The 26,798-nt window shown below is 59.9% G+C and carries 26 protein-coding genes; 18 read left to right on the top strand and 8 right to left on the bottom strand.

The genetic code is table 11. The annotated features are described in order from the left end of the window. Nucleotides 1–59 precede the first annotated feature (59 nt). Nucleotides 60–1,754: an adenine deaminase gene (ade, locus tag E4662_RS04355; protein WP_136440018.1), complete on the bottom strand. Its 1,695-nt coding sequence runs from the start codon at nt 1,752–1,754 to the stop codon at nt 60–62. Nucleotides 1,755–1,983: 229 nt separating this feature from the next. On the opposite strand from ade, the gene choX reads away from it, so the two are divergent. From choX to choV, 4 genes are all read left to right on the top strand, one after another. Further along, the gene (gene choX / locus E4662_RS04350; protein ID WP_136440017.1) at nt 1,984–2,907 is read left to right on the top strand and encodes a choline ABC transporter substrate-binding protein; all 924 of its coding nucleotides are present in this window, start codon (nt 1,984–1,986) and stop codon (nt 2,905–2,907) included. A 180-nt stretch (nt 2,908–3,087) separates the two neighbouring features. Then, nucleotides 3,088–5,193 carry a methyl-accepting chemotaxis protein gene (locus E4662_RS04345; protein ID WP_136440016.1) on the top strand — a complete coding sequence of 702 codons (2,106 nt, stop codon included), beginning with the start codon at nt 3,088–3,090 and terminating at the stop codon, nt 5,191–5,193. Between the two features lie 159 nt (nt 5,194–5,352). Then, a complete protein-coding gene (gene choW, locus E4662_RS04340; protein ID WP_136440015.1) occupies nt 5,353–6,189 on the top strand; it encodes a choline ABC transporter permease subunit in 837 nt (278 codons plus the stop codon). After that, nucleotides 6,186–7,208 carry a choline ABC transporter ATP-binding protein gene (choV, locus tag E4662_RS04335; RefSeq protein ID WP_136440014.1) on the top strand — a complete coding sequence of 341 codons (1,023 nt, stop codon included), beginning with the start codon at nt 6,186–6,188 and terminating at the stop codon, nt 7,206–7,208. Before choW ends, choV begins: the two co-directional genes overlap by 4 nt. On the opposite strand, the gene E4662_RS04330 is transcribed toward choV, so the two are convergent. The 3 genes from E4662_RS04330 to E4662_RS04320 all read right to left on the bottom strand — a co-directional run bounded on the left by E4662_RS04330 (nt 7,199) and on the right by E4662_RS04320 (nt 10,460). Beyond that, on the bottom strand, nt 7,199–7,867 hold the full coding sequence (locus E4662_RS04330; protein ID WP_420819253.1) for a YggS family pyridoxal phosphate-dependent enzyme: 669 nt from the start codon (nt 7,865–7,867) through the stop codon (nt 7,199–7,201). The genes choV and E4662_RS04330 overlap by 10 nt on opposite strands. Continuing rightward, nucleotides 7,843–9,309 carry a tetratricopeptide repeat-containing sulfotransferase family protein gene (locus E4662_RS04325; RefSeq protein WP_136440260.1) on the bottom strand — a complete coding sequence of 489 codons (1,467 nt, stop codon included), beginning with the start codon at nt 9,307–9,309 and terminating at the stop codon, nt 7,843–7,845. The genes E4662_RS04330 and E4662_RS04325 overlap by 25 nt, the downstream gene beginning before the upstream one ends. 110 nt (nt 9,310–9,419) lie before the next feature. Further along, on the bottom strand, nt 9,420–10,460 hold the full coding sequence (locus E4662_RS04320) for a porin (RefSeq protein WP_136440012.1): 1,041 nt from the start codon (nt 10,458–10,460) through the stop codon (nt 9,420–9,422). Nucleotides 10,461–10,852: 392 nt separating this feature from the next. On the opposite strand from E4662_RS04320, the gene E4662_RS04315 reads away from it, so the two are divergent. Next, on the top strand, nt 10,853–11,356 hold the full coding sequence (locus tag E4662_RS04315) for a DUF3576 domain-containing protein (protein ID WP_136440011.1): 504 nt from the start codon (nt 10,853–10,855) through the stop codon (nt 11,354–11,356). Between the two features lie 58 nt (nt 11,357–11,414). On the opposite strand, the gene E4662_RS04310 is transcribed toward E4662_RS04315, so the two are convergent. Then, the gene (locus E4662_RS04310) at nt 11,415–12,674 is read right to left on the bottom strand and encodes a glycosyltransferase family 4 protein (protein ID WP_136440010.1); all 1,260 of its coding nucleotides are present in this window, start codon (nt 12,672–12,674) and stop codon (nt 11,415–11,417) included. Nucleotides 12,675–12,759: 85 nt separating this feature from the next. Between E4662_RS04310 and E4662_RS04305 the strand changes: the two genes are divergently transcribed. From E4662_RS04305 to holA, 4 genes are all read left to right on the top strand, one after another. Further along, the gene (locus E4662_RS04305) at nt 12,760–13,545 is read left to right on the top strand and encodes a hypothetical protein (RefSeq protein ID WP_136440009.1); all 786 of its coding nucleotides are present in this window, start codon (nt 12,760–12,762) and stop codon (nt 13,543–13,545) included. An 87-nt stretch (nt 13,546–13,632) separates the two neighbouring features. Further along, on the top strand, nt 13,633–16,206 hold the full coding sequence (gene leuS, locus E4662_RS04300) for a leucine--tRNA ligase (RefSeq protein ID WP_136440008.1): 2,574 nt from the start codon (nt 13,633–13,635) through the stop codon (nt 16,204–16,206). Beyond that, nucleotides 16,193–16,687: an LPS assembly lipoprotein LptE gene (gene lptE / locus E4662_RS04295; protein WP_136440007.1), complete on the top strand. Its 495-nt coding sequence runs from the start codon at nt 16,193–16,195 to the stop codon at nt 16,685–16,687. Before leuS ends, lptE begins: the two co-directional genes overlap by 14 nt. After that, nucleotides 16,677–17,702 (top strand): DNA polymerase III subunit delta, encoded by a 1,026-nt coding sequence (gene holA, locus E4662_RS04290; RefSeq protein ID WP_136440006.1) that lies wholly within the window; start codon nt 16,677–16,679, stop codon nt 17,700–17,702. Before lptE ends, holA begins: the two co-directional genes overlap by 11 nt. Nucleotides 17,703–17,765: 63 nt before the next feature. On the opposite strand, the gene E4662_RS04285 is transcribed toward holA, so the two are convergent. Next, nucleotides 17,766–18,080, bottom strand: a complete 315-nt coding sequence (locus tag E4662_RS04285) for a DUF1244 domain-containing protein (protein WP_136440005.1) — start codon at nt 18,078–18,080, stop codon at nt 17,766–17,768. Nucleotides 18,081–18,112: 32 nt separating this feature from the next. After that, nucleotides 18,113–18,850 carry an N-formylglutamate amidohydrolase gene (locus E4662_RS04280; protein WP_136440004.1) on the bottom strand — a complete coding sequence of 246 codons (738 nt, stop codon included), beginning with the start codon at nt 18,848–18,850 and terminating at the stop codon, nt 18,113–18,115. Nucleotides 18,851–19,019: 169 nt separating this feature from the next. On the opposite strand from E4662_RS04280, the gene pyk reads away from it, so the two are divergent. From pyk to E4662_RS04240, 8 genes are all read left to right on the top strand, one after another. Beyond that, entirely contained in the window at nt 19,020–20,465 is a 1,446-nt protein-coding gene (gene pyk, locus E4662_RS04275; RefSeq protein ID WP_136440003.1) for a pyruvate kinase, read from the top strand. A 29-nt stretch (nt 20,466–20,494) separates the two neighbouring features. Then, nucleotides 20,495–20,716: a hypothetical protein gene (locus E4662_RS04270; RefSeq protein WP_136440002.1), complete on the top strand. Its 222-nt coding sequence runs from the start codon at nt 20,495–20,497 to the stop codon at nt 20,714–20,716. Nucleotides 20,717–20,852: 136 nt separating this feature from the next. Beyond that, nucleotides 20,853–21,053, top strand: a complete 201-nt coding sequence (gene rpmI / locus E4662_RS04265) for a 50S ribosomal protein L35 (RefSeq protein WP_136440001.1) — start codon at nt 20,853–20,855, stop codon at nt 21,051–21,053. 15 nt (nt 21,054–21,068) lie between these two features. Next, the gene (gene rplT, locus E4662_RS04260) at nt 21,069–21,434 is read left to right on the top strand and encodes a 50S ribosomal protein L20 (protein WP_136440000.1); all 366 of its coding nucleotides are present in this window, start codon (nt 21,069–21,071) and stop codon (nt 21,432–21,434) included. Nucleotides 21,435–21,605: 171 nt separating this feature from the next. Further along, the gene (gene pdxR / locus E4662_RS04255) at nt 21,606–23,084 is read left to right on the top strand and encodes a MocR-like pyridoxine biosynthesis transcription factor PdxR (protein WP_136439999.1); all 1,479 of its coding nucleotides are present in this window, start codon (nt 21,606–21,608) and stop codon (nt 23,082–23,084) included. Between the two features lie 9 nt (nt 23,085–23,093). Further along, nucleotides 23,094–24,026: a bifunctional riboflavin kinase/FAD synthetase gene (locus E4662_RS04250; RefSeq protein ID WP_136439998.1), complete on the top strand. Its 933-nt coding sequence runs from the start codon at nt 23,094–23,096 to the stop codon at nt 24,024–24,026. Then, nucleotides 24,023–24,505, top strand: a complete 483-nt coding sequence (locus E4662_RS04245) for a YcgN family cysteine cluster protein (RefSeq protein ID WP_136439997.1) — start codon at nt 24,023–24,025, stop codon at nt 24,503–24,505. Before E4662_RS04250 ends, E4662_RS04245 begins: the two co-directional genes overlap by 4 nt. Beyond that, on the top strand, nt 24,505–25,548 hold the full coding sequence (locus E4662_RS04240) for a threonine aldolase family protein (RefSeq protein WP_136439996.1): 1,044 nt from the start codon (nt 24,505–24,507) through the stop codon (nt 25,546–25,548). The genes E4662_RS04245 and E4662_RS04240 overlap by 1 nt, the downstream gene beginning before the upstream one ends. A gap of 30 nt (nt 25,549–25,578) precedes the next feature. On the opposite strand, the gene hspQ is transcribed toward E4662_RS04240, so the two are convergent. After that, nucleotides 25,579–25,905, bottom strand: coding sequence for a heat shock protein HspQ (hspQ, locus tag E4662_RS04235; RefSeq protein ID WP_136439995.1), 327 nt, complete (start codon nt 25,903–25,905; stop codon nt 25,579–25,581). Nucleotides 25,906–26,164: 259 nt separating this feature from the next. Between hspQ and E4662_RS04230 the strand changes: the two genes are divergently transcribed. After that, nucleotides 26,165–26,755: a transglycosylase SLT domain-containing protein gene (locus E4662_RS04230; RefSeq protein WP_136439994.1), complete on the top strand. Its 591-nt coding sequence runs from the start codon at nt 26,165–26,167 to the stop codon at nt 26,753–26,755. The last annotated feature ends 43 nt before the right edge of the window (nt 26,756–26,798 follow it).

The following is a 26,798-nucleotide window of genomic DNA, read 5'->3' as shown; positions in this document are numbered from 1 at the left end:
AAGACGGTCGCCTCAAACCCACTACAGCCGGTAGGGCGGGGCTATGCCCCGCCGTTCTGCTACGGAATGATTTCGAACTTCGTCACATCGACCATGCCGCGATCTGTGATCTTCAGCGCGGGGATGACGGGCAGTGCAAGGAAGGCCAACTGCAGGAATGGCTCTTCCAATGTTACGCCCAAAGAGCGGGCCGCATCGCGCAAAGGGATCAGGTCGTCCCGCACCCGTTCGAACGGCTCCAGCGACATCAACCCCGCCACCGGCAAGGCAAGTTCCGCAAGGATCTTCCCGCTCGAGGCGACAACAAACCCGCCTTCTATGTCAGACAGCCGGTTCGCCGCCAGAGCCATGTCTTCATAGGTCACGCCGACGCAGGCGATGTTGTGGTGGTCGTGGCAAACGGTTGAGGCTATGGCCCCTGCCTTGAGGCCGAACCCTTTGACAAATCCATTGGCAATGTTGCCGTTCTTGCCGTGGCGTTCGACCACTGAAATGCGGATCAGGTCTCGGCTCACGTCCGGCGCTTTGTCACCGTCTACAATCGCAATGTCTTCATGCAGGTGATCCGTCAGGATCTGCCCCTCGCGGATGCCAATTACATCTGTGTTCGTCCGATTGCCACTGGCGCGAAAATCCTTTGCAGTGACCTTGGGGGCTTTGACCGATCCTCTGCCCACAGGCTCCAGCACCTGCCGCGCGGCAAAGGCTTTTTCCGTGACCTGAACACCGGCAGCCCAGACATGCCGCGCATTGCAGCCCTCCAAACTGTCTATGGCGACGATATCAGCGCGTTTGCCCGGCGCGATCATACCGCGATCCTTCAACCCAAAGGCTTCGGCTGCGGACAGCGTTGCCGCCCGATAGGCGGCTAGAGGTGAGGTGCCAAGCCGGATCATCTCGCGGATCATGTAGTCAAGGTGCCCGTGTTCGGCGATGTCGAGCGGATTTCGGTCGTCCGTGCACAGGCACATATACGGCGCGGTTGCATCGGTCAGCAGAGGGCGCAAGGCGTGCATGTCCTTGGACACAGATCCTTCCCGGATCAAGACACGCATACCCTTGCGCAGTTTTTCAAGCGCCTCTTCGGGTGATGTCGCCTCATGCTCGGTGCGAATACCGGCGGCGACATAGGCGTTCAAGTCCTTGCCGGAAAGCAAGGGACAATGGCCGTCGATATGGCCGCCTTCGAACAGGGCCAGCTTGTCCATGCAGTCCGGATCGCGATGAATCACGCCGGGGAAATTCATGAACTCGGCAAGGCCCAGTCCTGACGGATCCCCCATCAACGCTGCGATCTCTGACGCGGGCAGCTCCGCCCCGGCGGTCTCCATATGGGTTGACGGCACGCAGGACGAGAGCTGTACCTTAATGTCCATCAGCGTGCGGCGAGAGGCTTCCTGGAAATACCGGACCCCGGCTGCGCCGATCACATTGGCGATTTCATGTGGATCGCAGATCGCGGTGGTCACGCCGCGCGGGGCGACGCAGCGGTCAAACTCGAACGGTGTGACAAGGGAGGATTCGATGTGCAGGTGCGTGTCGATGAAGCCCGGAACAAGGATCAGGCCGCTGACATCGACAACGTCGCGCCCGTCATAAGAGTCACATGTCCCGACAATCGTATCACCACAGATAGCGACATCGCCTTCGAGCAAAGCGCCCGTGATCAGATCGAGCACACGCCCGCCCCGCAAAACCACGTCCGCTTTTTCGTCGCCACGTCCTTGCGCGATACGTTGCACCAGATTGGCCATGTTACACCTCATTGAAACTCTGGATGCATCCTGACACAGCTGGTGGCGGGGGGCGAGACGCATCACAAGGCGCTTGTCATATTGCGTAGTGCGCCATGGAAACATGCGATACCTTCCGAAACATGCCGGATTCGCCGCCAGAACAGCCGTTTTCAGGCCGCTCTTGTTGCAAAACGTCCGAAAAGATGATCTTTGACTGACCAGTCAATAAAAAACAGGGAGATCTATCATGATCCGCACAACGACCTCCGCACTTGCGCTGAGCCTTGCTGCCGGGGCTGCCTTTGCCGACTGTTCCTCCGTCACTTTCTCCGATGTGGGCTGGACCGACATCACAGCGACCACCGCGGCCACGACCCTGGTGCTGGACGCTTTGGGCTATGAGACGGACATCAAGGTTCTGTCCGTTCCGGTAACCTATACCTCCATGGCCAAGGGCGACATCGATATCTTCCTCGGCAACTGGATGCCTACGATGGAAGCGGACATTGCGCCGTATCGCGAAGCGGGCACCGTTGATACCGTGCGCGCCAACCTGGAAGGCGCGAAGTACACGTTGGCCACAAACGCTGCCGGCGCCGCGCTTGGCATTGATGATTTTTCCAAGATTGCGGCTCACGCTGATGCTCTGGATGAGACGATCTACGGCATTGAGCCGGGCAACGACGGCAACCGCCTGATCATGGATATGATCGACGCCAACGCCTTTGATCTTGAAGGGTTCGACGTCAAGGAAAGCTCCGAGCAAGGCATGCTGGCACAGGTTGGTCGTGCCGATGGCCGTGATGAGCCTGTTGTTTTCCTTGCATGGGAGCCGCATCCCATGAACGCGAATTACGACCTGACTTATCTCACGGGGGGCGACGACTATTTCGGTCCGAACCTCGGTGGCGCGACGGTCTTTACCAACACACGGTCTGGCTATGTGGCCGAATGCCCGAACGTTGGCGCGCTTCTCAACAATCTCGAGTTCAGCCTCGCGATGGAAAACGAGATCATGGGCGCGATTCTGGATGATGGCGCCGATCCTCAGGACGCGGCCAAAGCCTGGCTCAAGGCCAACATGGGTGTTCTTGATGGCTGGCTGGCTGGCGTGACCGCAATGGACGGAAGCGATGCCAAAAGTGCAGTCATGAGCGCGCTCGAAGGCTGAACGCAGCCTTGATTGGCACCCCGAAACCCGGGTGCAGGAAGTTGGAATCGGCAGGGCGGCAACGTCCTGCCGTTTTTTATCATTTGAATAAAAATCATTTCTAAGCAGAGCGTTAAAGAGTGCTTCAGATTCGCATTGTAGTTGCCTCCCAATCACTGTGACGGTGAGCGGAGAAAAGCTATGGGTCTCAGAACGGCAATGATGCTGGCCCTGATGCCGTTGGTCTGCCTTGTGGCATACCTTGGGATCAAGGACGGACGGGCATCCCTGGAACATATCAACAGGATGAGCGACGTTGGCAGGCTTGCGCATCACGTCGAAAAAGTGGGCGACGTTATCCATGAGTTACAGAAGGAGCGCGGCTATTCCGCCGGCTTTACCGCATCCAAGGGCAAGAATTTCAGCGACGCGCTCAAACAGCAAAGGTCCGACACCGATGCTGTGCTCTTGACGCTTGAACCGGTTATTCCGACTCTGCAGGATCTTTACCCCGAGGAGATGGCGCGCGCCGTGACTGGTTTGGAGTCCTTGCTGGCTCAACGCAGTACGATCGACGCCTTTGAAACAACGGTTCCGAAGCTTGCCGGTTATTATACCGGGATAATCAATGCCCTGATCTCGGTGTCAACGCACGCCAGAACGACGCCATCGGTTGAAAGTGTCAACACGCTGCTTGAGGCGCAGCAGTATGTCTCCTTGGCAAAGGAGGCGGCGGGCCTGGAACGCGCCATGGGGGCCACAGGACTTGGCTCAGAAGCGTTCCCAGACGCGATTCACAAGCGATACACCAGTCTTGCAGCCCGGCAGATGGGGTTCCTTGCCAGGGCCGAAGCCGTGTTGAAACGCGACGGTTTCCAGGCTGATCTGATGTCCACAGGAGCAGCCCAGACGGCAGATTCCATGCGGCAAACGATACTCTCATTGCCGTATGGCGGGGATGTCGGGAGCCTGACCGCGCCCGAATGGTTCGCGGCGTCGACGGCTTGGATCGATGCATTGCGGGAAGTGGATATCGCGCTCGGTCAGGAGATTGCCGGCGCGGCTGCGCAGGCAGAGGCGTCAGCATGGACACTGATGCAGCGTGAGACATTGATCGGCGTATTGGGCGGTTTGATCGGGTTCAGCCTCGCAGGCTGGTTCGTGGAGCGCGTTACTCGCAAGCTCAAAACGATGATCCAAATCATGAACGAATTTATCGACGGAAACTTTGAGGCATGGGTCCCGTTTTTGAAGGACAGTGGCGAAATTGGCGTTATGGCAAACGCTGTTTATCGTTTCAAGCAACTCAGCAAAGAGGCCATGCGCAAGAAGGAAACCGATGAAGCGCAACTGAATGCGAAGCACCAGGAGGTAGTCGATCTGGTGACAGAGGGCCTCAATGCCTTGAGCCAAGCGGATCTCAGTTTGAGTTTCGATGATCCACTAGCGGCCGAATACGATGAGATTCGCGCGGATTTCAATGTGACCGTCGCAAATCTTCGGCAGGTTATGGAAGACATTTCCAAATCCGTGAACGACTTGGAGGTGCGATCCGAGACGATGATGCACAGCGCATCCGATCTCGCACAGCGCACCACGCAACAAGTTGGACAGATCAAGGCAACAGCTGAGGCGACTGCTCGGCTCAGCCAGGGTGCTGAAGGGACCAAAGCGGCTATTGGTGGGGCCAAAGAGATGGCCGACGAGGCGAAATCGCGCGCCCAGAAGTCCGGGGAAACCGTATCGGAGGCGGTTGCCGCCATGGATCGAATTTCACAGTCCTCTGATCGCATTGGCCAAATCACGACCATGATCGAAGACTTGTCTTTCCAAACCAATCTGTTGGCGTTGAATGCAGGGGTCGAAGCCGCGCGCGCTGGCACGAGCGGCAAAGGATTTGCTGTTGTTGCAACAGAAGTCCGGGCACTTGCATCGCGTTCGGCGGACGCTGCCATGGAGATCAAGTCACTGATCAGCGAAAACGTGCATCAAATTGAAAGCGGGGTGCAATTGGTTGACCGAACGGGAGAAGAGCTTCAGTCGATCATCGAGCAAATCCTGAAAATCGATGAATCTTTGTCCACTGTCACGGAAGTCGCCGGAAGCCAGGTGCGTGACTTGGGGGATCTGAAAAACACGATGCAGGATCTTCGCGATTTGACGGGTCAGAACCTCGCTTTGGCTGACCAAAGCCAGAACAACTCCGATTCTCTGCGCGGTGTCGCCCAATCCCTGTCTTCGATTGTATCCGGTTTCAACCTGGTAAGGCGGGCCGCCAAGTCTCCGAGCAGCGAACAAGCGGCTTAAATCCGTGTAGCAAACCCGATTTTGCGGCAAGCCGCAGGCTGTGCCGGTTCGCTGTATGCATGTTTGACCAGTAAACGGCTTCACAACGCGATCTTGAATTGTTTATATTGACTGAACAGTCAATAAAACTTCCTCTTCGACAAGATCAAAGGAACGCGCGTGAACTGGTTGACCGAACACAAGCTCCCAGTCGGAGATGTCGCTGAAGCGCTCTTCGATTGGTTACAAAAGAACGGCGCGGTCATTTTTGACGGCATGGCCCTGTTCATGGAGGCGCTGATCGACGGCATTTTGTGGTGTCTGCAAACACCGCCCGAACTGCTCGTCATTTCAATCATGGTTTTAGCAACGGCCTATCTGCATCGCGAGTGGAAAACGCCTGCTCTTGTCGCCTTCGGCTTCTTGTTCATCTTGAACCAAGGCTACTGGGAAGAAACGACCGAAAGCCTGACACTTGTCCTTTCGGCTTGCGTCGTCTGCATGGGCATCGGTGTTCCAATCGGTATCGCCGCCGCACACAGACCGCGCCTTTACGCGTGGATGCGGCCGGTTCTTGACTTGATGCAAACCTTGCCAACCTTTGTCTATCTTATTCCCGCCATTGTGTTTTTTGGTATCGGTATGGTTCCGGGACTGATTGCGACCGTGATCTTCGTGGTTCCGGCACCGATCCGGTTGACCTACCTCGGGATTTCCTCCACGCCGAAGGCCCTTGTGGAGGCTGCCGACGCTTTTGGCGCGACACCTCGCGAAAAGCTCTGGAAAGTGGAGCTTCCCGCTGCACTGCCGCAGATCATGGCCGGGCTGAACCAGACGATCATGCTTTCATTGTCGATGGTGGTTATCGCGGCACTGGTCGGGGCAGATGGCCTTGGTGTGCCGGTCGTGAGGGCGCTCAACCGGGTCGATACGGGCCTTGGTTTCGAAGCGGGTCTGATTATCGTGGTGGTCGCCATCATGCTCGATCGCGCGTTGCGCTGGGGAGACGGCAAATGACGGCAGTTCGTTTTGACAATGTGTCGATCATTTTCGGCGACAAACCGAAAGGGGCCTTGCCTTTGGCGGACCGCGGCCAAAGCCGCGCGGAAATCCAGGAAGCGACAGGGCAGGTCTTGGGCGTGCACGATTGTGCGCTGGAAGTTCAGGAAGGGGAAATCCTTGTCCTGATGGGACTGTCGGGGTCCGGGAAATCCACGCTGTTGCGCGCGGTCAATGGGCTCAACCCGGTTGTGCGCGGTAAGGTCGAGGTGAATGACGGTTCAGCCATGGTGGACGTCACCGATGGCGACGCCAAGACTCTGCGCAGAATGCGGCAGTCGCGCGTCGCAATGGTCTTTCAACAATTCGGGCTACTGCCGTGGCGGACAGTACGGGAAAACGTGCAGTTTCCGCTCGAGTTGGGTCATGCGGGCCGTGCGCAGCAAAAAGACATGGACGCGGCCACGACGGACGCAATCGAGATGGTTGGCTTGGCGGGATGGGAAGACCGCAAGGTCGGCGAATTGTCCGGAGGCATGCAGCAACGGGTTGGCCTTGCGCGCGCCTTTGTGACCGAGGCACCAATTCTGTTGATGGACGAGCCGTTCTCCGCGTTGGATCCGCTGATCCGCACCAAACTGCAGGACGATCTGCTTGATTTGCAGCACAAGCTCAAACGCACGATCATTTTCGTCAGTCACGACTTGGACGAAGCCTTCAAACTGGGCAATCGCATCGCGATCATGGAAGGCGGTCGGATTGTCCAGCTTGGTACGCCGCGCGACATTTTCTCGAACCCCGCCTCCGACTATGTGGCCGACTTTGTAGCCAACATGAACCCGCTGGGCGTCTTGACCGCCTTTGATGTCATGGAGCCGGGTGAGGGCCGCGAGTCAGTTGACGCGGAAACCCCAATCCGGGATCTTCTGCCGCGCCTGAAAGACGGGCCGTTGAGTGTGGTGCAGGGCGGAGCCGTGCGCGGCCGGGTCTCTGCGCAGAGCATCCTGGCTCGGCTCGCAGAGTCCGATCAGGCGTAAACGCGGTCACCAAAGATAGCAGAGCCAACGCGGATGTGCGTGGCACCAAAGGCGACGGCCTGCTCGAAATCACTGCTCATGCCCATCGACAGGCCGCTCAAGCCGTTTCGTTCTGCGATTTTGCGCAACAGGGCGAAGTGCAGTGAAGGCGTCTCGGTCGCCGGCGGGATGCACATCAGGCCTTTGATCGGCAGGTCAAGCGCACGGCACTCGGCGACGAACCCATCCGCTTCGGAGGGGGGCACGCCAGCCTTTTGCGGTTCTTCGCCGGTGTTCACCTGCACAAAAAGCTCCGGGCAGCGACCGGTTTCTTGAGCAATACGCGCGATCGCCTTGGCGAGCTTAGGGCGATCAACCGTGTGAATGGCGTCAAACAGTTCCATGGCCTGGCGGGTTTTGTTGCTTTGCAGGGGGCCGATCAGATGCAACTCCACGCCATCGAACCGGTCCTTGAAATCCGGCCACTTTCCGGCGGCCTCCTGCACTTTGTTTTCGCCAAAAACGCGATGACCGTCGGCCAGAACCGCCTCGACCCGCTCATTGGGTTGGACCTTGCTAACCGCCAACAGGGACACGTCGGAGCGATCCCGCCCCGCCTCTGCACAGGCTTTCTGAATACGGTCTTCGATATCGGTCAGTCCCAAGGATCGTCTCCCCATGCGGTCAAGAAGGGCTCAAGCTCGGCTTCGAAACGCCGCCAAGCCTCGCGGCGTCCGGCATGAATGGGTTGGCGCACTTGTGCAAGGCTCAAAGTTTGAACCGCGCCTTTTGCCTTATGGAAATCAAGACATTGCGGCTCCCAATCAAGGCCTGCAGCTTCCAAAAGAGCCCGCGCCTGCGGCTCCGGGTCACTGACTAGCGCTTCGTAATGAACCTCATGTAAAACGCCGGGCAGACGCTCCTTCCAGTGGTTGACCACCCGGCGGAACCGTTTGATCTCATGGGCAATTTCAGCGAGATCGCAGCCATAGCGGTGCGTTCCGATGGCAAAGAAGTTCTTGTAGATTGACAGTGCGATGTCGCGTGGGTCGCGATGAACAACAATGATGCGCGCGCCGGGCATGGCGCGATGGATCAGGCCGAAGATCATGTAACTCTGGATCGCCTTGTCCGTAATAACACCACCCTGTGCGCCGCTGTCTCTTTGCGCGAGGCGTCGGTAGTGCGCGGCGTAATCGGTCAGAGCCTCGGGCTTGGCAGCATCCAAAGATTTCATGGCTTCTGCGGCCCCGAAACGGGCATAGGCCTGTTTCAGGGCATGGACCATCTCACCTCCGGCGCTGGCCTGACTATGGGCTGCGATCACCTGCTCAACAAGAGTAGTGCCGGAGCGCGGCATGCCGGTGACAAAGACAGGGCGGGGATCGCCCGCTTCCCCTATCGAAGAGAGATCGCCAGATTGCGCTTTGAGAACCGCGTCAATCTCGCGGTCCTTGGAGTTCGGATCGATCGGGGCGAGTTTCAGCTGCGCCGCATTGGCACGCTTCAAGAACGGGAAAACTTTGCCGGTCTCGCCCAGGTCTTCCATCACTTTGGCCAAGGCAAAGCCGAGGTGCACGCGGCCCAGATCGTTAAGCCGGGGGTTATTCCAGAGCTTGATCATCTGCCGGACGAGAGGATCGCCTTTGCGCGGCTTCATTGCGCCGAAGTGGATACGGTAGAGCTCTGGCTCGTTCGGATGGCGTTTGAGCAGCTTTCGCAGAATGTCGGAGGCTTCGTCAAAGCGGCCCTGGCCCTGCAGGAAACGGGCTTTATCCGCTTTGGGGCCGATGGCTTTTTGATCGAGGGCGATCAGGTGATCATAAGCTTGGAGAGAACGCTCCGCGTGCCCGGTTCGCGTGAAACGCTCGGCAGCTGCTTGCCAGAGCTTTGTAGCCTGAGGAGCGAGCTTCAGCGCGGCGTCCGTATGGGTCAGAAACGTATCGGTATCACCATTTTCGAACGCAATTGTTGAAAGAAAGGCATGGGCCGCCGCATGGCCGGGGTTGGCAAGAACAAGCTTCTGAAAAGCGTCGCGGGCTGGGCCGGTTTTGCCAGCGGCGTGCAGGCTTTGCGCCTGTGCAAACAGCGCGGCCTGTTCCTGTGGAGACATCATCAGCATGGCAGTCCTTTCTGCCACGAGCGCGGCAGGTTTCCTTGCCATCCCTTTTGCACAAAAGAAAAGAGCGGGCGCAAGGCCCGCTCTTCCCTTAGCCGATTGGCTGAATGTCCTTAGAAGGACATTGCAACACCCAGCGAGAACGTGTCGTTGGAGAAGTCGCTACCACCCAACTCAACGTCTTCGTGACCGTAGCCGAGCTGTGCTTCAAGACCGCCACCAAGATCGTAGTTCACAGCCAGACCGTAGCCTTTGGACTGCAGATCGTCGATGCCGAACAGGTCGTTGTACACACCGTAGTTGAAGCCGATGGTCAGAGCGTTCATCGAGTAGCCGAGGCCGAGAGCCCAATGGGTTTCGGTTTCGTCGTTCAGACCGGCAATGTCCGAGTAGTTCGCTGCGGAGTAGTTCAGGCGAGCCTGCAGGCCGTTGTTGAACGTGGTGTCGAGGCTGATACCCCAGACATCGGAGCGCGCTGCAACACCACCGAATGCGACAACGGCACCTTCAAAGGTAGTCGCTGCGCCGGCTGCTGCAGATGCGAGAACCGCAGTTGCGTCTGCGAAGTCTTGGTCGCCGGACTGGTAACCGATGCCCACGCCGAGGTCGAGACCTGCGAGTTCAGCGGAGTAGCGAACACCAATACCCCAAACCGGGTCAAAAGTGCCGGTGTCGTCGATTTCGGCCGACAGGTACGCGGTGAAGCTGTTGAAGCTGTACTCGAACTGAGCGATCTGACCGTCGTAGGAACCGTCGAGGCCTGCGTTGCCGTTGAAGCCCATGTGCCAGGTTTCGGAGTCGTCGATGGAACCACCGATGTTGACTTCCTGCATGGCTGCGTCGAACGCGCCGTCAACGTCGCCCATGGTGAGCTTGGCGTTGCCGAATGCAACGAAGATGGTTTCGCCGCCTTGGGTGGTGTTGGCGAAAGCACCATTTTCGTCGAGGTCGACTTTTGCACCGAAGGTCAGACCGTTGTCTGCTTCACCGGTCATGGTGAAGGTAACGTCGATGTCGGTGTGGAACTGGGTGACGTCGCCGTAGCGGGAGCCGCCCACGATACCCATTTCAGCGGAGCCGGACAGAGCGATGTCTGCCGATGCTGCGCCCGCGGTAGCAACCAGTGCGGTGGTCGCGAACAAAATCTTTTTCATGTTTCCCTCATGTGTTCAAAGGCACGTACCAAACCGGGTTGCCCGGCGTTGATGGGGTGATCTATGCGCCCTGAGGCCCACCCTTTGCAAGCGATGGACAAACGCAGCCCGCAACAAGCGGGTTTGTGATGCGCAATTGCCACAAGCGCTTTCCCGGGCTTGGTTCCGCAGCCTCAAATGGGCAGATTTCCGCCAGTTTTGAAGCCGCTGCACAGATGTGGCCCTGCGGCCTTCTTGTACTTCAGGCAAGTTTCGTGGAGGGGCCACACGGGGATTCTCCTGGCTCTCCACAGGTTCCGGGCGCAACAGGCCGCCGATTGCAATGACGGCTTGCCGCTTTGGCGCGGCGCGAGTATTCAGGGACAAACCGGGAATTCGGCAGGAGGCTGCAAATGGGTATTAAACGGTCGACACGAGGGTTGGGGCTGCTTGCAGTTCTGCTTGTCCTGTCCGGGTGTGGCGTTTTTGGAAACCGTGATGGCCGTCCGGTCGAAACCGAGGATCCCCAGGAAACGCTGGATCAGATTGTATATGGTGATCGCGGCCGTCCGCGTGGAACCATTTGGGATATTTTCCGGGAACGGCCGGATCAGGGCCAGATCGGCTCCGTCAATAAGTATATCTGGAACGCAGCGCTTGAGACGCTGGATTTCCTGCCGGTGCAGTCGGTCGATCCGTTTTCGGGCGTCATTATTACGGGCTTTGGAACGCCGCCGGGCGGCGGCAGGGCGTATCGCGCCACGATCTACGTGAATGATCCCGCGCTTGATGCCCGGTCTTTGAATGTTGCGCTGATGACGCGTGGTGGACCGGCGTCGGCATCGACGGTACAGGCGATCGAAGATGCGATCCTGACCCGCGCTCGTCAGTTGCGCGCGCAGGACAGCAATCTGTAAACGACGGTTTCGCAACGCGATGCGGTCGGTAGGGCGGGGTTGTACCCCGCCTTTTTATTTAGTCGCGCGCGGGACGTGGCTCCAGAGCGGCCAGTCGGTCTACCCATGAAAGGTGCCGGGGCAGACAAACTGTCTTCAGATCATAGCGCTGCCGCACGTACGCCCGCGCGTTCCGGCCAAGCCGCGCCCGTGCGTCCGGATCATCCAGAAGCGCGCACAGTCGATCCACCAGAGTGTCTTTATCAAAGAAGTCGACCATGCGACCGGTCTCGTCCTCGGTCAGAACTTCGCGGACCGGTTCCGTGCCAGAGGCAAGGATGGCGCATTCCGCGCTCATCGCTTCAAGAAGAGACCAAGACAGGACAAACGGATAAGTCAGATAGACGTGAACTGTGCTGACTTGCAGCATGGACAGGTACACATAGTAAGGAACGCGGCCCAGAAAATGCACCCGGTTCCAATCCGGATCCGGAATCCGCTCGCGCACTTCGTCTATGAAAATCTGTTTCCAGCTTTTTCCTTCGGGCGGTTTTGACCCGTAACTCACCTCGTCCCCACCGATCAGCACCACGTGGGCGTTCGGGCGGCGTTTTAGGATGTCCGGAAGGGCGCGCATAAAGATGTGATAGCCGCGGTAAGGCTCCAGGTTGCGGTTGATGAAGGTGATCACCTCATCGTCACGCCCCAAAGACAGGCCCTCCCGCACCAGCAGCCGGGCTTGGGGATTGGGCACGACAAGGTCTGTATCTACCCCGTCATGCGCTACGGTGATCCGGTCCTGCCACTCTGCCGGGAAGCTGGAGGCCTGAAACCGTGTCGGAGACAGGCCCGCGTCCATGACTTCTTCATGCAGGCGGTTGTTCAGGTTTTTCATGCGAATCCGCAGCCCATCCGCGTCCGGATTCTTGGACGGGAACTCGGGGTCGAAGTTCATGAAAGGCTGGGAGGTGAGGTGATACAGCTCACAATAAAGGCCAAGCCGTGCCTTCGGCCAAACATCCTTGAGAAACATCGACTCGCCCCAGCCGTGATGCGCGCAGATCACGTCCGGCTCGAACCCCTGCGCCTTGAGCGCCATGGCGCCGCGATAACAGGACGTGGCGCGCAGCAGTTTTGTCTCAAAGTCCGAAAGCCAGGGATGAATGCCCTTGGTGCTGCTGCCCTTCACCGCGTAGGGGATGATCCGCACACCTTTCCAGGTCTGGGCTTCCTTGACCTTGCAGGTCAGCGCCACAACCTGATGCCCGCGCGCTGCAAGCGCCGGAGCGAGATGCTTGTACTGTCCGGGGAAATTCTGGTGGATCAGAAGGATTTTCATGACGGCCCGGCCTCGAATGGCTTTTTGTCTCTTCTTGCCACGGGTTTCGCTATTGCGCAAATTCGGGGGGCGTGGAGGGAAAACAATGCGGATCATTGTTCATGCGGGGTTTCACAAGACCGGAACGTCTTCGGTTCAGATCGGCCTGCTGCAAAATCGAGAAGCTCTGGCTGAACATGCGGCCATCTTCCTGCGCGACGACATCCTGCCCATGGTCAAGGCTGCCCGGCGCTTCTCGATTCAACGTGATCCGGAGAGCCTTGGCGGGTTTTCGACGCGCAGCGCCCGGTGGTTGTCAGGCCTGGGAGAGCAGCAATGCACGATCCTGATCGCCACCGAGGATATCGTCGGGGCGATGCCGGGGCGCGTTGGGGTTCAGGACTACAGCGCTCTGCCGCCGCTCATGCAGGCCCTGGAAGCCGCCGCGCAGCAGCGTTTTGGCGATGCTCTTGAATTCGTGGTTTACCTGTCGACCCGCGCGCCGGACCGTTGGATCGAAAGCCTTTGGTGGCAACACTTGCGCAGCACACGCTTTTCCATGTCACTTGACGAATACCGGCAGGAGACAGCCCAAACGGCCAAGCTATCGCGCGTGGTTGATGATGTGCGCGCTCACCTGAAGACAGGGCGTGTCGTCTGCCATGCGTTGGAAGACCTGACGAAAAGCCCGGAAGGCGTCATGACACCGATCAACGATCTTCTGAATCTGCCGCAGGCCTTGCGGCTTCCCGTGCCCGAAACGGTCAACCAGCGCCCGGACGTCGGGCTGGAGCCGGTGTTTTTGGCCCTCAACCGCTCTGGTTTGCCGGATGAGCTTGTCTCGCGATCCAAAAGGCAATTGCTCCGATCATTGCGTCGACAGGTTGAATAAAGGGGGCCGGTGACGCCCGGCACTGGACGACTCCCGCGCAAAACCCTATCACGCCTGCCAAACCTGCCCGTTTGAGGAATACCCCGGATGTCCCGTTACGATCCCGCCACTATCGAGCCGAAATGGCAAGCCGCCTGGGAAGAGGCCGAGACCTTCAAGGCCACGCGCACAGAGGATAAGCCGAAGTATTACGTGCTGGAGATGTTCCCCTATCCGTCGGGCCGCATCCACATTGGTCACGTGCGCAACTACACCATGGGTGACGTGATTGCGCGTTATAAGCTCTCGACGGGGCATAACGTGCTGCACCCTATGGGGTTTGACGCCTTTGGCATGCCGGCGGAGAACGCGGCGATGGCTTCTGGCGGGCACCCCAAGGACTGGACCTATTCCAACATCGACACGATGGTCGGGCAGATGAAGCCGCTTGGCTTTGGTCTCGACTGGAGCCGCATGTTCGCCACTTGCGATCCGGAATACTATGGCCAGCAGCAGGCGCTTTTCCTCGACTTCCTCGAAGAGGGGCTGGTTTACCGCAAAAACGCCGTGGTGAACTGGGATCCGGTCGATATGACCGTGCTTGCCAACGAGCAGGTGATCGACGGCTGCGGCTGGCGCTCTGGCGCGCCGGTGGAGCGCAAGGAACTCACGCAGTGGTTCTTCAAGATCTCCGACATGGCAGGCGAGTTGACCGACGCGCTTGAAACGCTGGATGATTGGCCCGCCAAGGTGCGCCTGATGCAGGAGAACTGGATCGGCCGGTCGCGCGGTCTTCAGTTCGCCTTTTCGACCGTTGATGGCCCGGAAGGGTTTGACCGCATCGAGGTCTACACCACCCGCCCGGATACGCTCATGGGCGCGTCCTTTGTGGGCATTTCGCCGGACCACCCGCTCGCCAAACATCTCGAAGCGCAGGATCCGAAGGTTGCCGAGGCCGTGGCCGAGATGCGCAAGGGCGGGACCACCGCCGAAGCCATCGAAAAGGCAGAGAAGCTGGGGTATGACACCGGTCTCACCGTGCGGCACCCCTTTGACACGGCTTGGGAGCTTCCCGTCTATATCGCCAACTTTATCCTCATGGATTACGGCACGGGCGCGATTTTTGGCTGTCCGGGGCATGATCAACGCGACCACGATTTCTGCCGCAAGTACAACCTGCCGATCATCGACACCTTCCTGCCGGTAGACGGGGAATTCGACATTCAGGCAGAACCGTTTGTTCCGGCAAAAACCGAAAAGGTGCGCTACACGCGCCTCGTTGCAGGCGCGGAGATCCAGACCGGCGATCAGGGCGTCGAGGCAACCATCGACTTCTGCGAAGAGAAGGGCGTGGGCCAGGGCGTGACGAAATTCCGTCTGCGCGATTGGGGCCTGTCCCGTCAGCGCTACTGGGGTTGCCCGATCCCGATTGTCTACTGTGACGCTTGCGGCGTGGTTCCCGAGAAAAAAGAGAATCTGCCGATCGAATTGCCGTACGAGAATGGCAACGAGCCGATTGATTTCTCGGTCCCGGGCAACCCGCTTGATCGCCACCCAACGTGGCGCGATTGCGCGTGCCCGAAATGCGGCGCGCCTGCAACGCGTGAGACCGACACGATGGACACCTTTGTCGATTCGTCCTGGTACTACGCCCGCTTCACCGCGCCGCGCGCCACCACGCCGACGGATATGGCCGAGGCCGCGTATTGGATGAACGTCGATCAGTACATCGGTGGCATCGAACACGCGATCCTGCACCTTCTTTACTCGCGCTTCTTTGCGCGCGGCATGATCAAGACCGGTCATTTGCCCGAGAAGTCTGCCGAGCCGTTCAATGCGCTGTTCACCCAAGGCATGGTGACCCACGCGATTTACCAGACCACAGGCGAAGATGGCCGTCCGGTCTATCACTACCCCGAAGCGGTTGAACTGCGTGACGGCAAAGCTTTCTTGAAGGACGGCGGTGCGGAGGTGGAGATCATCCCCTCTGCCAAGATGTCGAAGTCAAAGAACAACGTCGTTGACCCGGTGGAGATCATCCGGGCCTTTGGCGCGGACACCGCCCGTTGGTTTGTCCTCTCCGACAGCCCGCCGGAGCGGGACGTGGAATGGACGGCCTCTGGCGCAGAAGCCGCGAACAAGCACCTTGCCCGCGTGTTCCGCATCGCATCCGAGATCGCTGGCGCTGATGTGCCGCCGACGAAAGAGGACGAGGCGCTCATCAAGGAGACGCACAAGGTCATTCACGATGTGACCATGGGCGTGGAATCCTTCGGCTTCAATGCGGCCATTGCCAAGCTCTACGGCTTCACCAACACGCTCTCGAAGTCCCGTGCCGGAACCGAGGCCAAGAGTTTTGCGGCCAAGACCCTTGCCCAGCTCATGTCTCCGATGACCCCGCACCTGTCCGAGGAAATCTGGACCATGCTTGGCGGCGAGGGTCTGATCGCCAACGCCGACTGGCCGAAAGCGGATGAGGCGATGCTGGTTGAGGACACGGTTACTTTGCCGATCCAGATCAACGGCAAGCGCCGCGCGGAGATCGCGGTGGCCAAGGATCTGCCGAAGGAAGAGGTTGAAAAGATCGTCCTCGCGCACGAAGCTGTGGTGAAGGCCCTCGATGGGGGCCAGCCGAAAAAGCTGATCGTGGTGCCGGGGCGGATCGTCAATGTGGTTGTCTAAACGCAAATTCCTGCTCTCAACGCTGAGCCTCGCCGGGCTCAGCGCCTGCGGCTTCTCTCCGGTCTATGCTCCGGGCGGATCGGGGAATCGGTTGCTGAACCAGGTGGCTCTGGATGCACCGGAAGCGCCAAATGACTACCTCTTCAACCGCCGCTTCGAAGAGCGCATGGGCCGCGCCTCCGGGCCGTATTTGCTCAGCGTGTCGAAATCGGTGGACCAGCAGGACCTCGGCAGCACAACCACAGGCAACACCACGCGCTACCGCTTGCTGGGGCGTGCCAATTACGTACTCAAGGACGCTACGGGCGCGATTTTGACCTCCGGCAAAACCGATGCCTTCTCCGGCTACTCCACCACCGGCTCGACAGTGGCGACGCTGGCGGCTGAACGTGATGCTTCGGAGCGGCTGATGATCCTGCTCGCCGATCAGGTCATCGACAAGCTCATTTTGTCGGCGGGCGACTGGCCGAATGAAGCTTAACCCCCGCGACGCCAACGCCTTTTTCGCCAAGCCCGATCCAAGTGTGGCCGGGCTGCTGATCTTTGGCGAAGACACCATGCGGGTGGCGATGAAGCGGCAGGAGGTGATCTCAAACATCACCGGGCCGGGCGCCGAAGAGGAAATGCGTCTGACACGCATTGCAGGGGCGGAGCTGCGCAAGGAACCGGCGATGTTGCTCGATGCGGTGAAGGCGCAGGGCTTCTTTCCGGGGCCGCGCGCGGTGTTGCTCGAAGAGGCGACCGACGGCTTGTCGAAAACCGTGCAGGCGGCGCTGGATGATTGGCAGGAGGGTGACGCACAGATTGTCGTGACGGCGGGCCAGCTGACGGCGAAATCGGCGCTTCGCAAGGTGTTTGAAGGCAGCCGCAAGGCCATGTCCGCCGCGCTTTACAACGATCCCATGGGGCGCGCCGAGATCGAAGCCGAGCTGGCGCGGGCGGGTCTCCGGGAGGTGCCGCGCGAGGCTATGGGCGCGCTGGAAGAGCTGGCGCGCAGCCTGACACCGGGGGATTTTCGCCAGACTCTGGAGAAGATCGCGCTTTTCAAGCTGGACGACGCCGCGCCACTGACGTCCGAGGAAGTGGAGTTGATGGCACCCGCCTCCGTCGAGGCGGAAATGGACGAGATTTTCCATGTGCTGGCCGAAGGCCGAACCGCCGAAATCGCCCCGGTGATGCAGCGCCTCACCGCGCAAGGGGTTGCGCCGGTCACGCTGCTGATCATGGGTGCACGCCACTTCCGAACTTTGTTTGCCCTGGCCTCTGCGCCGGGCGGACCAGCTCAGGGGATTGGCCGGATCAGGCCGCCGATCTTTGGCCCGCGCCGGGACCGGATGCTGCGGCAGGCCCAAGGATGGCGCGTGTCACGGCTCGAAGAAGCGCTGGAGCTTTTCATGGAGACGGACCTGACCCTCAGGTCAGCGGGTCAGAAAGCGCCCGCCATGGCGCTGGTCGAGCGGGCTTTTGTCAGGCTCGCGTATATGGCGCGGCGCTGATCCGCAGGGGGTCGAGGGCAAAGCCCCGCCCTACGGACCGTTCCGCCAACCCCACCGGCTGGATCAGGATTTGTCGGTCACGTTCTCTTTGAAGGCAACCTCGAACTCGGCCTGCTTTTCAGCGCTGGCCTCGGTCTGATACTTGGACTTCCACGCGTCAAACGGCATGCCGTAGTAGATCTCGCGGGCCGCGCCCTTGTCCATTTCTATGCCACGTTCGTTGGCTGCTTCCTGATACCACCGAGACAGGCAGTTCCGGCAGAACCCGGCGAGGTTCATCATGTCAATATTCTGCACATCCGTGCGCTCTTCCATCAGGTGCTGGCGCAGGCGGCGAAAGGCGGCGGCTTCCAGTTCAATGCGGGTTTGGTCATCCATCGGTGTCTCTCCCAAGTGTCGTTGTTTCAATCTCAATCCGGAACCTGCGTCAGCGCCTGTTCCAGCATCGGCGCGAGCCTTGCCCCCCAATGTGCCTGCGCAACGTCCGTTTCGATCAGGTCATTGCGCAGTTCGATCAGCGTATTGTTGCGCCCGTGGTGGAGCGCATGTCGGTCAACAGCGTCGCCCGGCAGATGGCCGGGGTAGGGCTCGTTGCGGCCGACTGTCAGATCCGGTTCCGCCTCAAGCAGGGCGATGAAAGGATCGGACAAGCGCCTGTCCCAAGCATGCAGGATGCCCACATGCCACGGCCGTGTAGGCCTGCCGCGCAGCTGCCGCGTGAAACTGTGCACTGCCACGATCACCGTATCATCCTGCCGCGCCGCGAGGCGGGCATAAGCGTTGTGATAGGGCCGGTAGTATGCGTTGAGGCGGCGTTCCCGCTCCACCGCATCGGCACCGCGATTCGCCGGAATGACCGAGCCGTCGTAAAGCTTCATCAGCAGCGTCGGATCATCTTCGCCACGATTGGGGTCAATCACGAGGCGCGAAAAGTTCGACAAAAGCACCGGCGCGCCAAGCGCCTCACCAAGCGCCCGCGCCACACCCGCCGCTCCGGGATCAAAGGCGATGTGCCGTTCCATGTCCGCTTCGGGAAGGCCAAGGCTGTCTCCGATGTCCGGCGGAACGGTGTTTGCAGCATGGTCACAGGTGATCAGCCAGCGACTCTTACGATCTTCGCCTTCGATGCTATAGGGGTGGTATGTCATGGTCTCTTCATCTCTTGCATGCAACAGATAGGACAGATGCCGGGCAAAGGGAATTGCGGGATTGAGCCGCACGTGTTAGCGGTAACGCGAATTTGGGCAGGGATCATCAGCGCGAGGCTTGTTGGGATGTCACCCTGTCCGGGATGACGGCCTCGCCAGGAGAAACGATATGAAAAGAGATCGCAACGTCAAGATCGTCGCGACATTGGGACCGGCCAGTTCCACTTATGAAATGATCCGCGCTTTGCACGAGGCCGGCGCCGATGTGTTCCGTCTGAACATGAGCCACGGCAAGCACGAAGAAATCGCCGAGAAACACCGCATTATCCGGCAGGTAGAGAAAGACCTCGACAGCCCGATCGCGATTCTGGCGGACCTGCAGGGGCCGAAACTGCGCGTGGGCGAGTTTGCCAATGGTGAAGAAGAGCTGGAATGGGGAGAGGCGTTCCGTCTTGATCTCGATCCCGCCCCCGGCACGCACAAGCGGGTCACGCTGCCTCACCCGGAGATTTTTGAGGCGCTCACCGTTGGGTCGCACCTGCTGGTGAATGACGGAAAGATCCGCCTACGCGTGGAGGAATGCGGTGAAGACTTCGCCAATTGCACCGTTATTACGGGCGGTACGATTTCGAACCGCAAAGGTGTGAACGTGCCCGACGTGGTGTTGCCTCTGGCGGCGCTGTCGGAAAAGGACCGGAACGATCTGGAGTTTGTCTGCTCGCTTGGCGTTGATTGGCTTGCGCTCAGCTTTGTGCAGCGGCCAAAGGACGTTTGGGAAGCGCGCGAACTGGCCGATGGCCGGGCGGCCATCCTGTCCAAGATCGAGAAACCGGCGGCCGTTGAAGCTTTCGACGAGATCATGGAAGTCTCTGACGGCATCATGGTGGCGCGCGGCGATCTCGGTGTGGAACTGCCCGTGCAGAATGTCCCGCCGATCCAGAAACGGCTTGTGCGCAAGTGCCGTGCGGCCGCCAAGCCGGTGATCGTTGCTACGCAGATGCTCGAATCAATGATCGAATCCCCGATGCCCACACGCGCCGAGGTGTCGGACGTGTCCGGTGCGATCTATGAAGGGGCGGATGCGATCATGTTGTCGGCAGAATCGGCAGCGGGTCAGTACCCCATTGAGGCGGTGACGACGATGAACAACGTCGCCATCGAAGTGGAGAGCGATCCAACCTACCGCGAAATCATCGAAGCTTCCCGGCACGCGCACCGTGCCTCCGTGGCCGATGGTATCGTGGCGGCGGCTCGGGAAATTGCCGAGACCACCGACATCAAGGCGATCTGCTGCTTCACCTCATCGGGCACCACGGCGGCTCTGGTTAGCCGCGAACGCCCTCGTGTGCCGATCATTGCCATGACAAGCCTGCGCGGCACGGCGCGGCGCATGTCCTTGCACTGGGGCACCATGACTGTGATGACGGGTGAGCTTGAGCGCTTCAAACAGGCGGTGGTCAACGCGGCGCGTGCGGCTCGCAAGAACGGCTTCGTCGAAGAGCACGATCAAATCGTGGTCACCGCCGGTGTGCCGTTCAACGTTCCGGGCAGCACAAATATCTTGCGTGTGGCGCCTTGCGACGAACGTTTGATCTACAGCACCGACCCGGAGTAACCTGCGCTCGAATTTAGCAGGAGTCTGGAATGGACCCGGATACCACTTTGGTTGTCGGCATGGTCTTGGCCGTGCTGGCAATCCCGGCGATCGTGTCGGCCTTTTCCGACGGGCGCGCACCGCGTGTGGCCGCCATGGTTGCCATCCTGGCCGGAGGGCTGATGGTCTACGCCATTCAGCAAAAAGAGGGTGGGTATCGCTTTGGCGATCTGCCCAGCGTTGTATACCGGGTAATCGGCGATCTGATCTGATCGATTGCGCGGCGCGGCGGATGAATCTTCCGCGAATCCCCTTGCCAAAAAGGAAACGCGCTTCTATACGGCGCGCTCCAACCGTGCGTCCGGCTCTAGAGGCATGCCGAGTCGCGCGATGTAGAAGGAGACCGAAATGCCCAAGATGAAGACGAAATCGTCTGCCAAAAAGCGCTTCAAGGTAAGCGCCACCGGCAAAGTGATGGCAGGTCAGGCTGGCAAACGCCACGGCATGATCAAGCGCCACAAGAAGTTTATCCGCGACGCGCGCGGCACGACAACTCTGTCGGAGCCCGATGCAAAGATCATCAAGGGCTATATGCCCTACGACCGCTAATCAGGAGGTTTAGATATGTCCCGAGTTAAAGGCGGAACAGTCACGCACGCGCGTCACAAGAAGGTTATCAAGGCAGCGAAAGGTTACTACGGCCGCCGCAAGAACACCTTCAAGGTCGCGGCCCAGGCCGTCGACAAGGCCAACCAGTACGCAACCCGCGATCGCCATAACCGCAAGCGTAACTTCCGCGCCCTGTGGATCCAGCGCATCAACGCGGCCGTTCGCGCACACGACGAGGCCCTGACCTACTCCAAGTTCATCAATGGTCTGAACCTGGCCGGCATTGAAGTGGACCGTAAGGTTCTCGCCGATCTCGCCGTTCACGAACCCGAGGCATTTGCCGCGATCGTGGATCAGGCCAAGGGCGCGCTGTCCGCATAAGCGTCAGCCCCTTGCGCACTACGAACCCCGCCCGGCTTCGCTGCGGCGGGGTTTTTCTTTGCCTGTCGATTCGGGACTGGCCGTTCCCTCCCCATTGGGGAGGGTTAGGGTGGGGCAGCTGTGCTATATATCCAGATTGCACCTGACATCAGCCCAGATTAGGCTGGATCCATGGCCATTCCCGTCGAAACTTTCCGCCTGATCCCGGGCCGCCAGGGCACGCTGCAGGCGCGTATTCAGCAGATGGTTGCCGAGGGCATCCTCTCCGGGCGATTTCGTCCCGGCGAAAAGCTTCCGTCCAGCCGCGGGCTTGCCCAGCATCTCGGCGTCAGCCGGATTACCGTGACGCTGGCTTATACGGAGCTCTTGGCCAACGATTACCTGACCGCGCGGGGACGTTCAGGCTACTACGTCAGCGAAAATGCTCCTGAACCGCCGGATTTCGGGCCGCTTGCGCCGAGGAAAGACCGGGTGGACTGGGAAGCGGCCTTTGCTCAGACCTTCAGCGCGGGGCCCGCGCTGGGCATGGACAAGCCGCAGGATTGGGCGCGGTTTCGTTATCCGTTCATCTACGGTCAGGCAGACCCCAAGCTGTTCGACCATGCCAACTGGCGGCTTTGCGCGACGCAGGCTTTGGGGGCCAAGGATTTCTGGGCGCTGACGCAGGATCAGTTTGATCAGGACGATCCGGAACTGGTCAGCTTCATCGCCCGCCACACCTTGCCGCGCCGAGGGATTCAGGCAGGCCCGGAAGAAATCCTGATCACGCTGGGCGCGCAGAACGCCCTGTGGCTGGCGGCGCAGGTGCTGGCGTCTCGAGGCCGCAAAGTCGCTATTGAAAACCCCTGCTACCCGGCCTTGCGGCAAATCCTGAGACAGTGTGGGGCCGATGTAAAGGCCGTGGACGTGGACAACGAAGGCTTACCGCCGGAGGCATTGCCCGAGGACGCGCAGGTCATTTTTACCACGCCAAGTCACCAATGCCCGACCTCCGCGACCATGCCGATGGCGCGGCGGACCGATTTGCTGGCCCGTGCCGCAGAGTTGAACGCGCTGATCGTTGAGGATGACTACGAATTTGAGATGTCCTTCCTCAAGGCCCCCAGTCCAGCCCTCAAAAGCCTCGATGAAGACGGGCGCGTGATTTATGTTGGCAGCTTTTCCAAGTCCCTGTTTCCGGGCCTGAGGCTTGGCTATCTGGTGGGGTCAGCCCCGTTCATACGCGAGGCGCGCGCCCTCAGGGCCAGCATGTTGCGCCACCCGCCGGGCCACATTCAACGCACCGCAGCCTACTACCTGAGCCTTGGCCACTACGATGCACAAATCCGCCGCATGGGCCGGGCGCTGGGCGAAAGGCGTCGGGTTATGGAGAAGGCCATTGCCGCGCACGGGCTCGAGATCGCCGGCAAAGGCGCACATGGCGGCTCCAGCATCTGGATGCAGGCGCCGGAAAACGTGGATACCAAGGCCCTCGCGAAAATTCTGCGCGCGCGGGATGTGCTGATCGAACCAGGCGCGCCGTTCTTTGATGGCGCCGAAGTGCCGGGGCGGTACTACCGCTTGGGCTACAGTTCGATTCCGTCTGAGCGGATCGAAGCCGGGATTGCGCTGATTGCGGCGGCGCTTGCGCCCGGGAAGCTGTCGGGCTAACCCGAGCGCATGAGAATTATTCGCGACTACCAGTACGTCCGCCCGGAAGACCGCGGTGCCAGCGTTGCCATCGGCAACTTCGATGGCGTGCATCTCGGGCATCAGGCCGTGATCGATCTCGCGCGAAAGGCCGCGCCAGACGCCAAACTGGGCATTCTGACGTTCGAGCCGCATCCGCGCGAGTATTTCGCGCCCGACGCCCCCGCGTTCCGCCTGATGAGCGCCGATGCCCGCGCGACCCGGCTTGAACGGCTCGGGGTCGAGCGGCTCTACCAGATCAACTTCAACATGGCCCTGGCCTCGCTGACCCCGCGCGCCTTTGCGGAACGGGTCATCCGCGACGGACTTGGGCTGTGCCATGTGGTTGTGGGGAAAGATTTCTGTTTCGGCAAAGGACGTGCCGGCTCGGTAAAGGAGCTTCAGGCCTTTGGGGAAGAGATGGGTTTTGGCGTGACCGTCGCCGATCTGCTGCAAACCGGGGGGCAGGAGATTTCCTCGACGGCCATCCGCACCGCACTTTCCGAAGGCCGTCCTCGCGATGCGGCTGCCGGTCTTGGCCATTGGCACCGCATTGAAGGCGAGGTCATTGGCGGCGAACAGCGTGGCCGCGTGCTCGGCTATCCGACTGCCAACATGAGCATCGATGGTCTGCACCCTCCCGCCTTCGGCGTTTATGCGGTGCTCGTCGAGGTTCTGGATGGGCAGCACAAGGGCAAATACCACGGCGCGGCCTCCGTCGGCGTGCGACCGATGTTCGATGGCCAGTTCCCCAATATCGAAACCTTCCTCTTCGATTTCACCGGCGATCTTTACGGCGCGACCCTGTCCGTTGGCCTTGTCGAATACCTGCGGCCCGAGTTGAAGTTCGACAGTCTCGATGCGCTGGTTGAACAGATGAAAGCGGATTGCACCAAGGCCCGCGATATTCTGAGCGGTCTATGAGCGAGGATCCGATCGCACGCGGTGGCCTTGCTCCCCGGTTCTGGGAGCGCAAGGCGCTGACCGACTTGAACGAGAAGGAATGGGAGGCGCTGTGTGACGGCTGCGGCAAATGCTGCATGAACAAGCTGGAAGACGAGGACACCGGCGAGGTCGCGATGACCCGTGTCGCCTGCCGCCTGTTCGACGACAGCACCTGCCGCTGTGCGCAGTATTCGATCCGGCACCAGTTTGTGCCCGAATGTATCGTGATGAAGCCGTCGAACATCGACCAGCATGCTTATTGGATGCCCCAGACATGCGCGTACAAACGCCTCTATGAGGGCAAGGCATTGCCAAGCTGGCATCCGCTTCTGACCGGCACCGCCGAAAGCGTTCATGCGGCAGGCGTGTCCATGCGTCATGACACGGTGCCGGAGTTTGAAATCTCCGACGAAGATTGGGAAGATCACATCATCGAAGAGCCGATGGGAGACGCGTGATGGATTTTGCTTCAGACAATGGCGGGCCGGTACATCCGAGCGTGTTCGAGGCGCTCAAGGCGGCCAATGACGGGTATGCCATGGGCTACGGCAATGATCCTTTGACCGCCGAAGTCACTGCGCGCATCCGCAATTTGTTCGAAGCGCCGGAAGCGGCGGTCTATTTCGTCGGGCTGGGGACTGCGGGCAATGTTCTGGCGCTTTCGACGCTGGTTCAGCCGTTCGAGACGATCTTTTGCACGCCTATGTCCCATATCAATGTGGACGAGTGCAACGCCCCGGAGCTGTATACCGGCGGGGCGAAGCTGACCTTGGTGCCCGGCACGGATGTGATGACCCCAGAAGCCCTGCGAACGTCTATCGAGGCCGAGGGCAATCGCGGCGTACACGGCCCGCAACGGGGCGCGGTGTCGATCACCAACGTGACCGAAGAGGGCAACGTCTACACGCTGGAGCAAATCCAGGCGCTCTGTGACGTGGCCAAGGACTACGATCTGCCGGTGCATCTCGACGGTGCCCGCTTTGCAAACGCCTGTGTCGCGCTGGGCTGCACCCCGGCGGACATGACGTGGAAGCGCGGCGTTGATGTGGCTGTTTTTGGTGGGACCAAGAACGGGCTGATGGGCGTTGAGGCCGTTGTTTTCTTTGATCCCAAAAAGGCGTGGGAGTTCGAGCTTCGCCGCAAGCGTGGGGCGCAGCTGTATTCCAAACACCGCTACCTCGCCGCACAGATGCAGGCCTATCTGGAGCGGGACCTGTGGTGGGACATGGCGGCGCAGGCCAATGCCACTGGCTCCAGCCTCCGCGCAGGCCTTGAGCTTGCGGGTTTCGAAGTGGTCAACGACAGCCAGGCCAACATAGTCTTCTTCCGCGCAACCGGCGCGCAGCACAGGGCGCTGAAAGACGCCGGGGCGATCTATCACATCTATGGCGCAGAGCCGCAGGGCGATGAGGGCAGGGCGATTGGCAGACTGGTCTGCGACTGGTCCATGACCCAAGAGACCGTGGACCGGTTCCTGTCGCTTCTGGAAGGCCTTCGGTAGGGCGGGGTTCTACCCCGCCACCTCAAAAAATCAGTTCAACTGGAAGTGCAGCGCGTAGCTGCCGTCTTCGAAGGCGCCGAACAGATCCGGGATGTCCGGATGATCCACTGGCTCACCGGAGTAATCCGCAACGAGATTCTGTTCGGAGACATAGGCCACGTAGAAGCTCTGATCGTTCTCCGCCAGAAGGTGATAGAACGGCTGCTGCTTTTTCGGACGGGAGTCCTCGGGGATGGCCTGATACCATTCTTCGGTGTTGGCAAACTGCGGATCGACATCAAACACGACACCACGGAACGGATGCTTGCGGTGGCGGACGACCTGGCCCAGATGATATTTTGCGCGTTCACGGATCATGACATACCTCTCATGGCCAATTTACATTGAATTGGGGCGAAGAGTCCAACTTCAGGACACAAATTCGCCGGAAACACTCTGTGAAGCGGTTACCAACAGTCTGAGAGACAAGCGCGATTCCCTGTCGAGCGCAAGGGGGGGCACCGTGCGTTGCACACTCTTGCCGACGCGCGGAAATGTCATTTCATCGCCGACAGGTTTCCACTAAGATGGGGCCAAGAGACTACAAATAGTCCAACAAACAAAAGGCGAGAGGCAGATGAGCAAGTGGCTTCGCGCGTTGGTGATCGTACTTCTGGCGGCGTCCTGCGGCGGCGGCGGATCCGGCAAGGCACCACGCGATCTTGATAATGCGTGTTCGATCCTGAAACAGCGGCGTGGCTATCTGTCCGCGTTCAAGGCGGCTGAGCGCAAATGGGGCGTCCCGGTCCACGTACAGATGGCGACGATCTATCAGGAGAGCAAATTTGTCTCCGATGCGCGCACGCCGCTGCGATACAAACTCGGCGTGATTCCCGTTGGGCGGCAAAGCTCGGCCTATGGCTACAGCCAGGCGCTGGACGGCACGTGGAAAGAGTATCTTCGCGATACCGGCAAGCGGAACGCGCGGCGCGACAACATTCGCGATGCGACGGATTTCATGGGCTGGTACATGGCGCAATCGCGTGATCAGCTTGGCATTCCTCTGAGCGACGCACGATCGCACTACCTTGCCTATCACGAAGGGCGCACCGGCTATCGTCGTGGGTCTTACAACGGCAAGGCATGGCTTCTGCGGGTCTCATCCGAGGTTGGCGAGCGTTCCCTCGTGTACCAGCAGCAGTTGCGCTATTGTCGGGGTGTGCGCTGAAGCCGCCCTGCGCTTCCGTCGCCGCTTGCATTCCGGCCCTCCT

This window comes from Pacificoceanicola onchidii (genome assembly GCF_004804335.1).
Taxonomy (GTDB): Bacteria; Pseudomonadota; Alphaproteobacteria; order Rhodobacterales; family Rhodobacteraceae; genus Pacificoceanicola; species Pacificoceanicola onchidii.
This window is presented reverse-complemented; position numbering and strand designations above follow the sequence as displayed.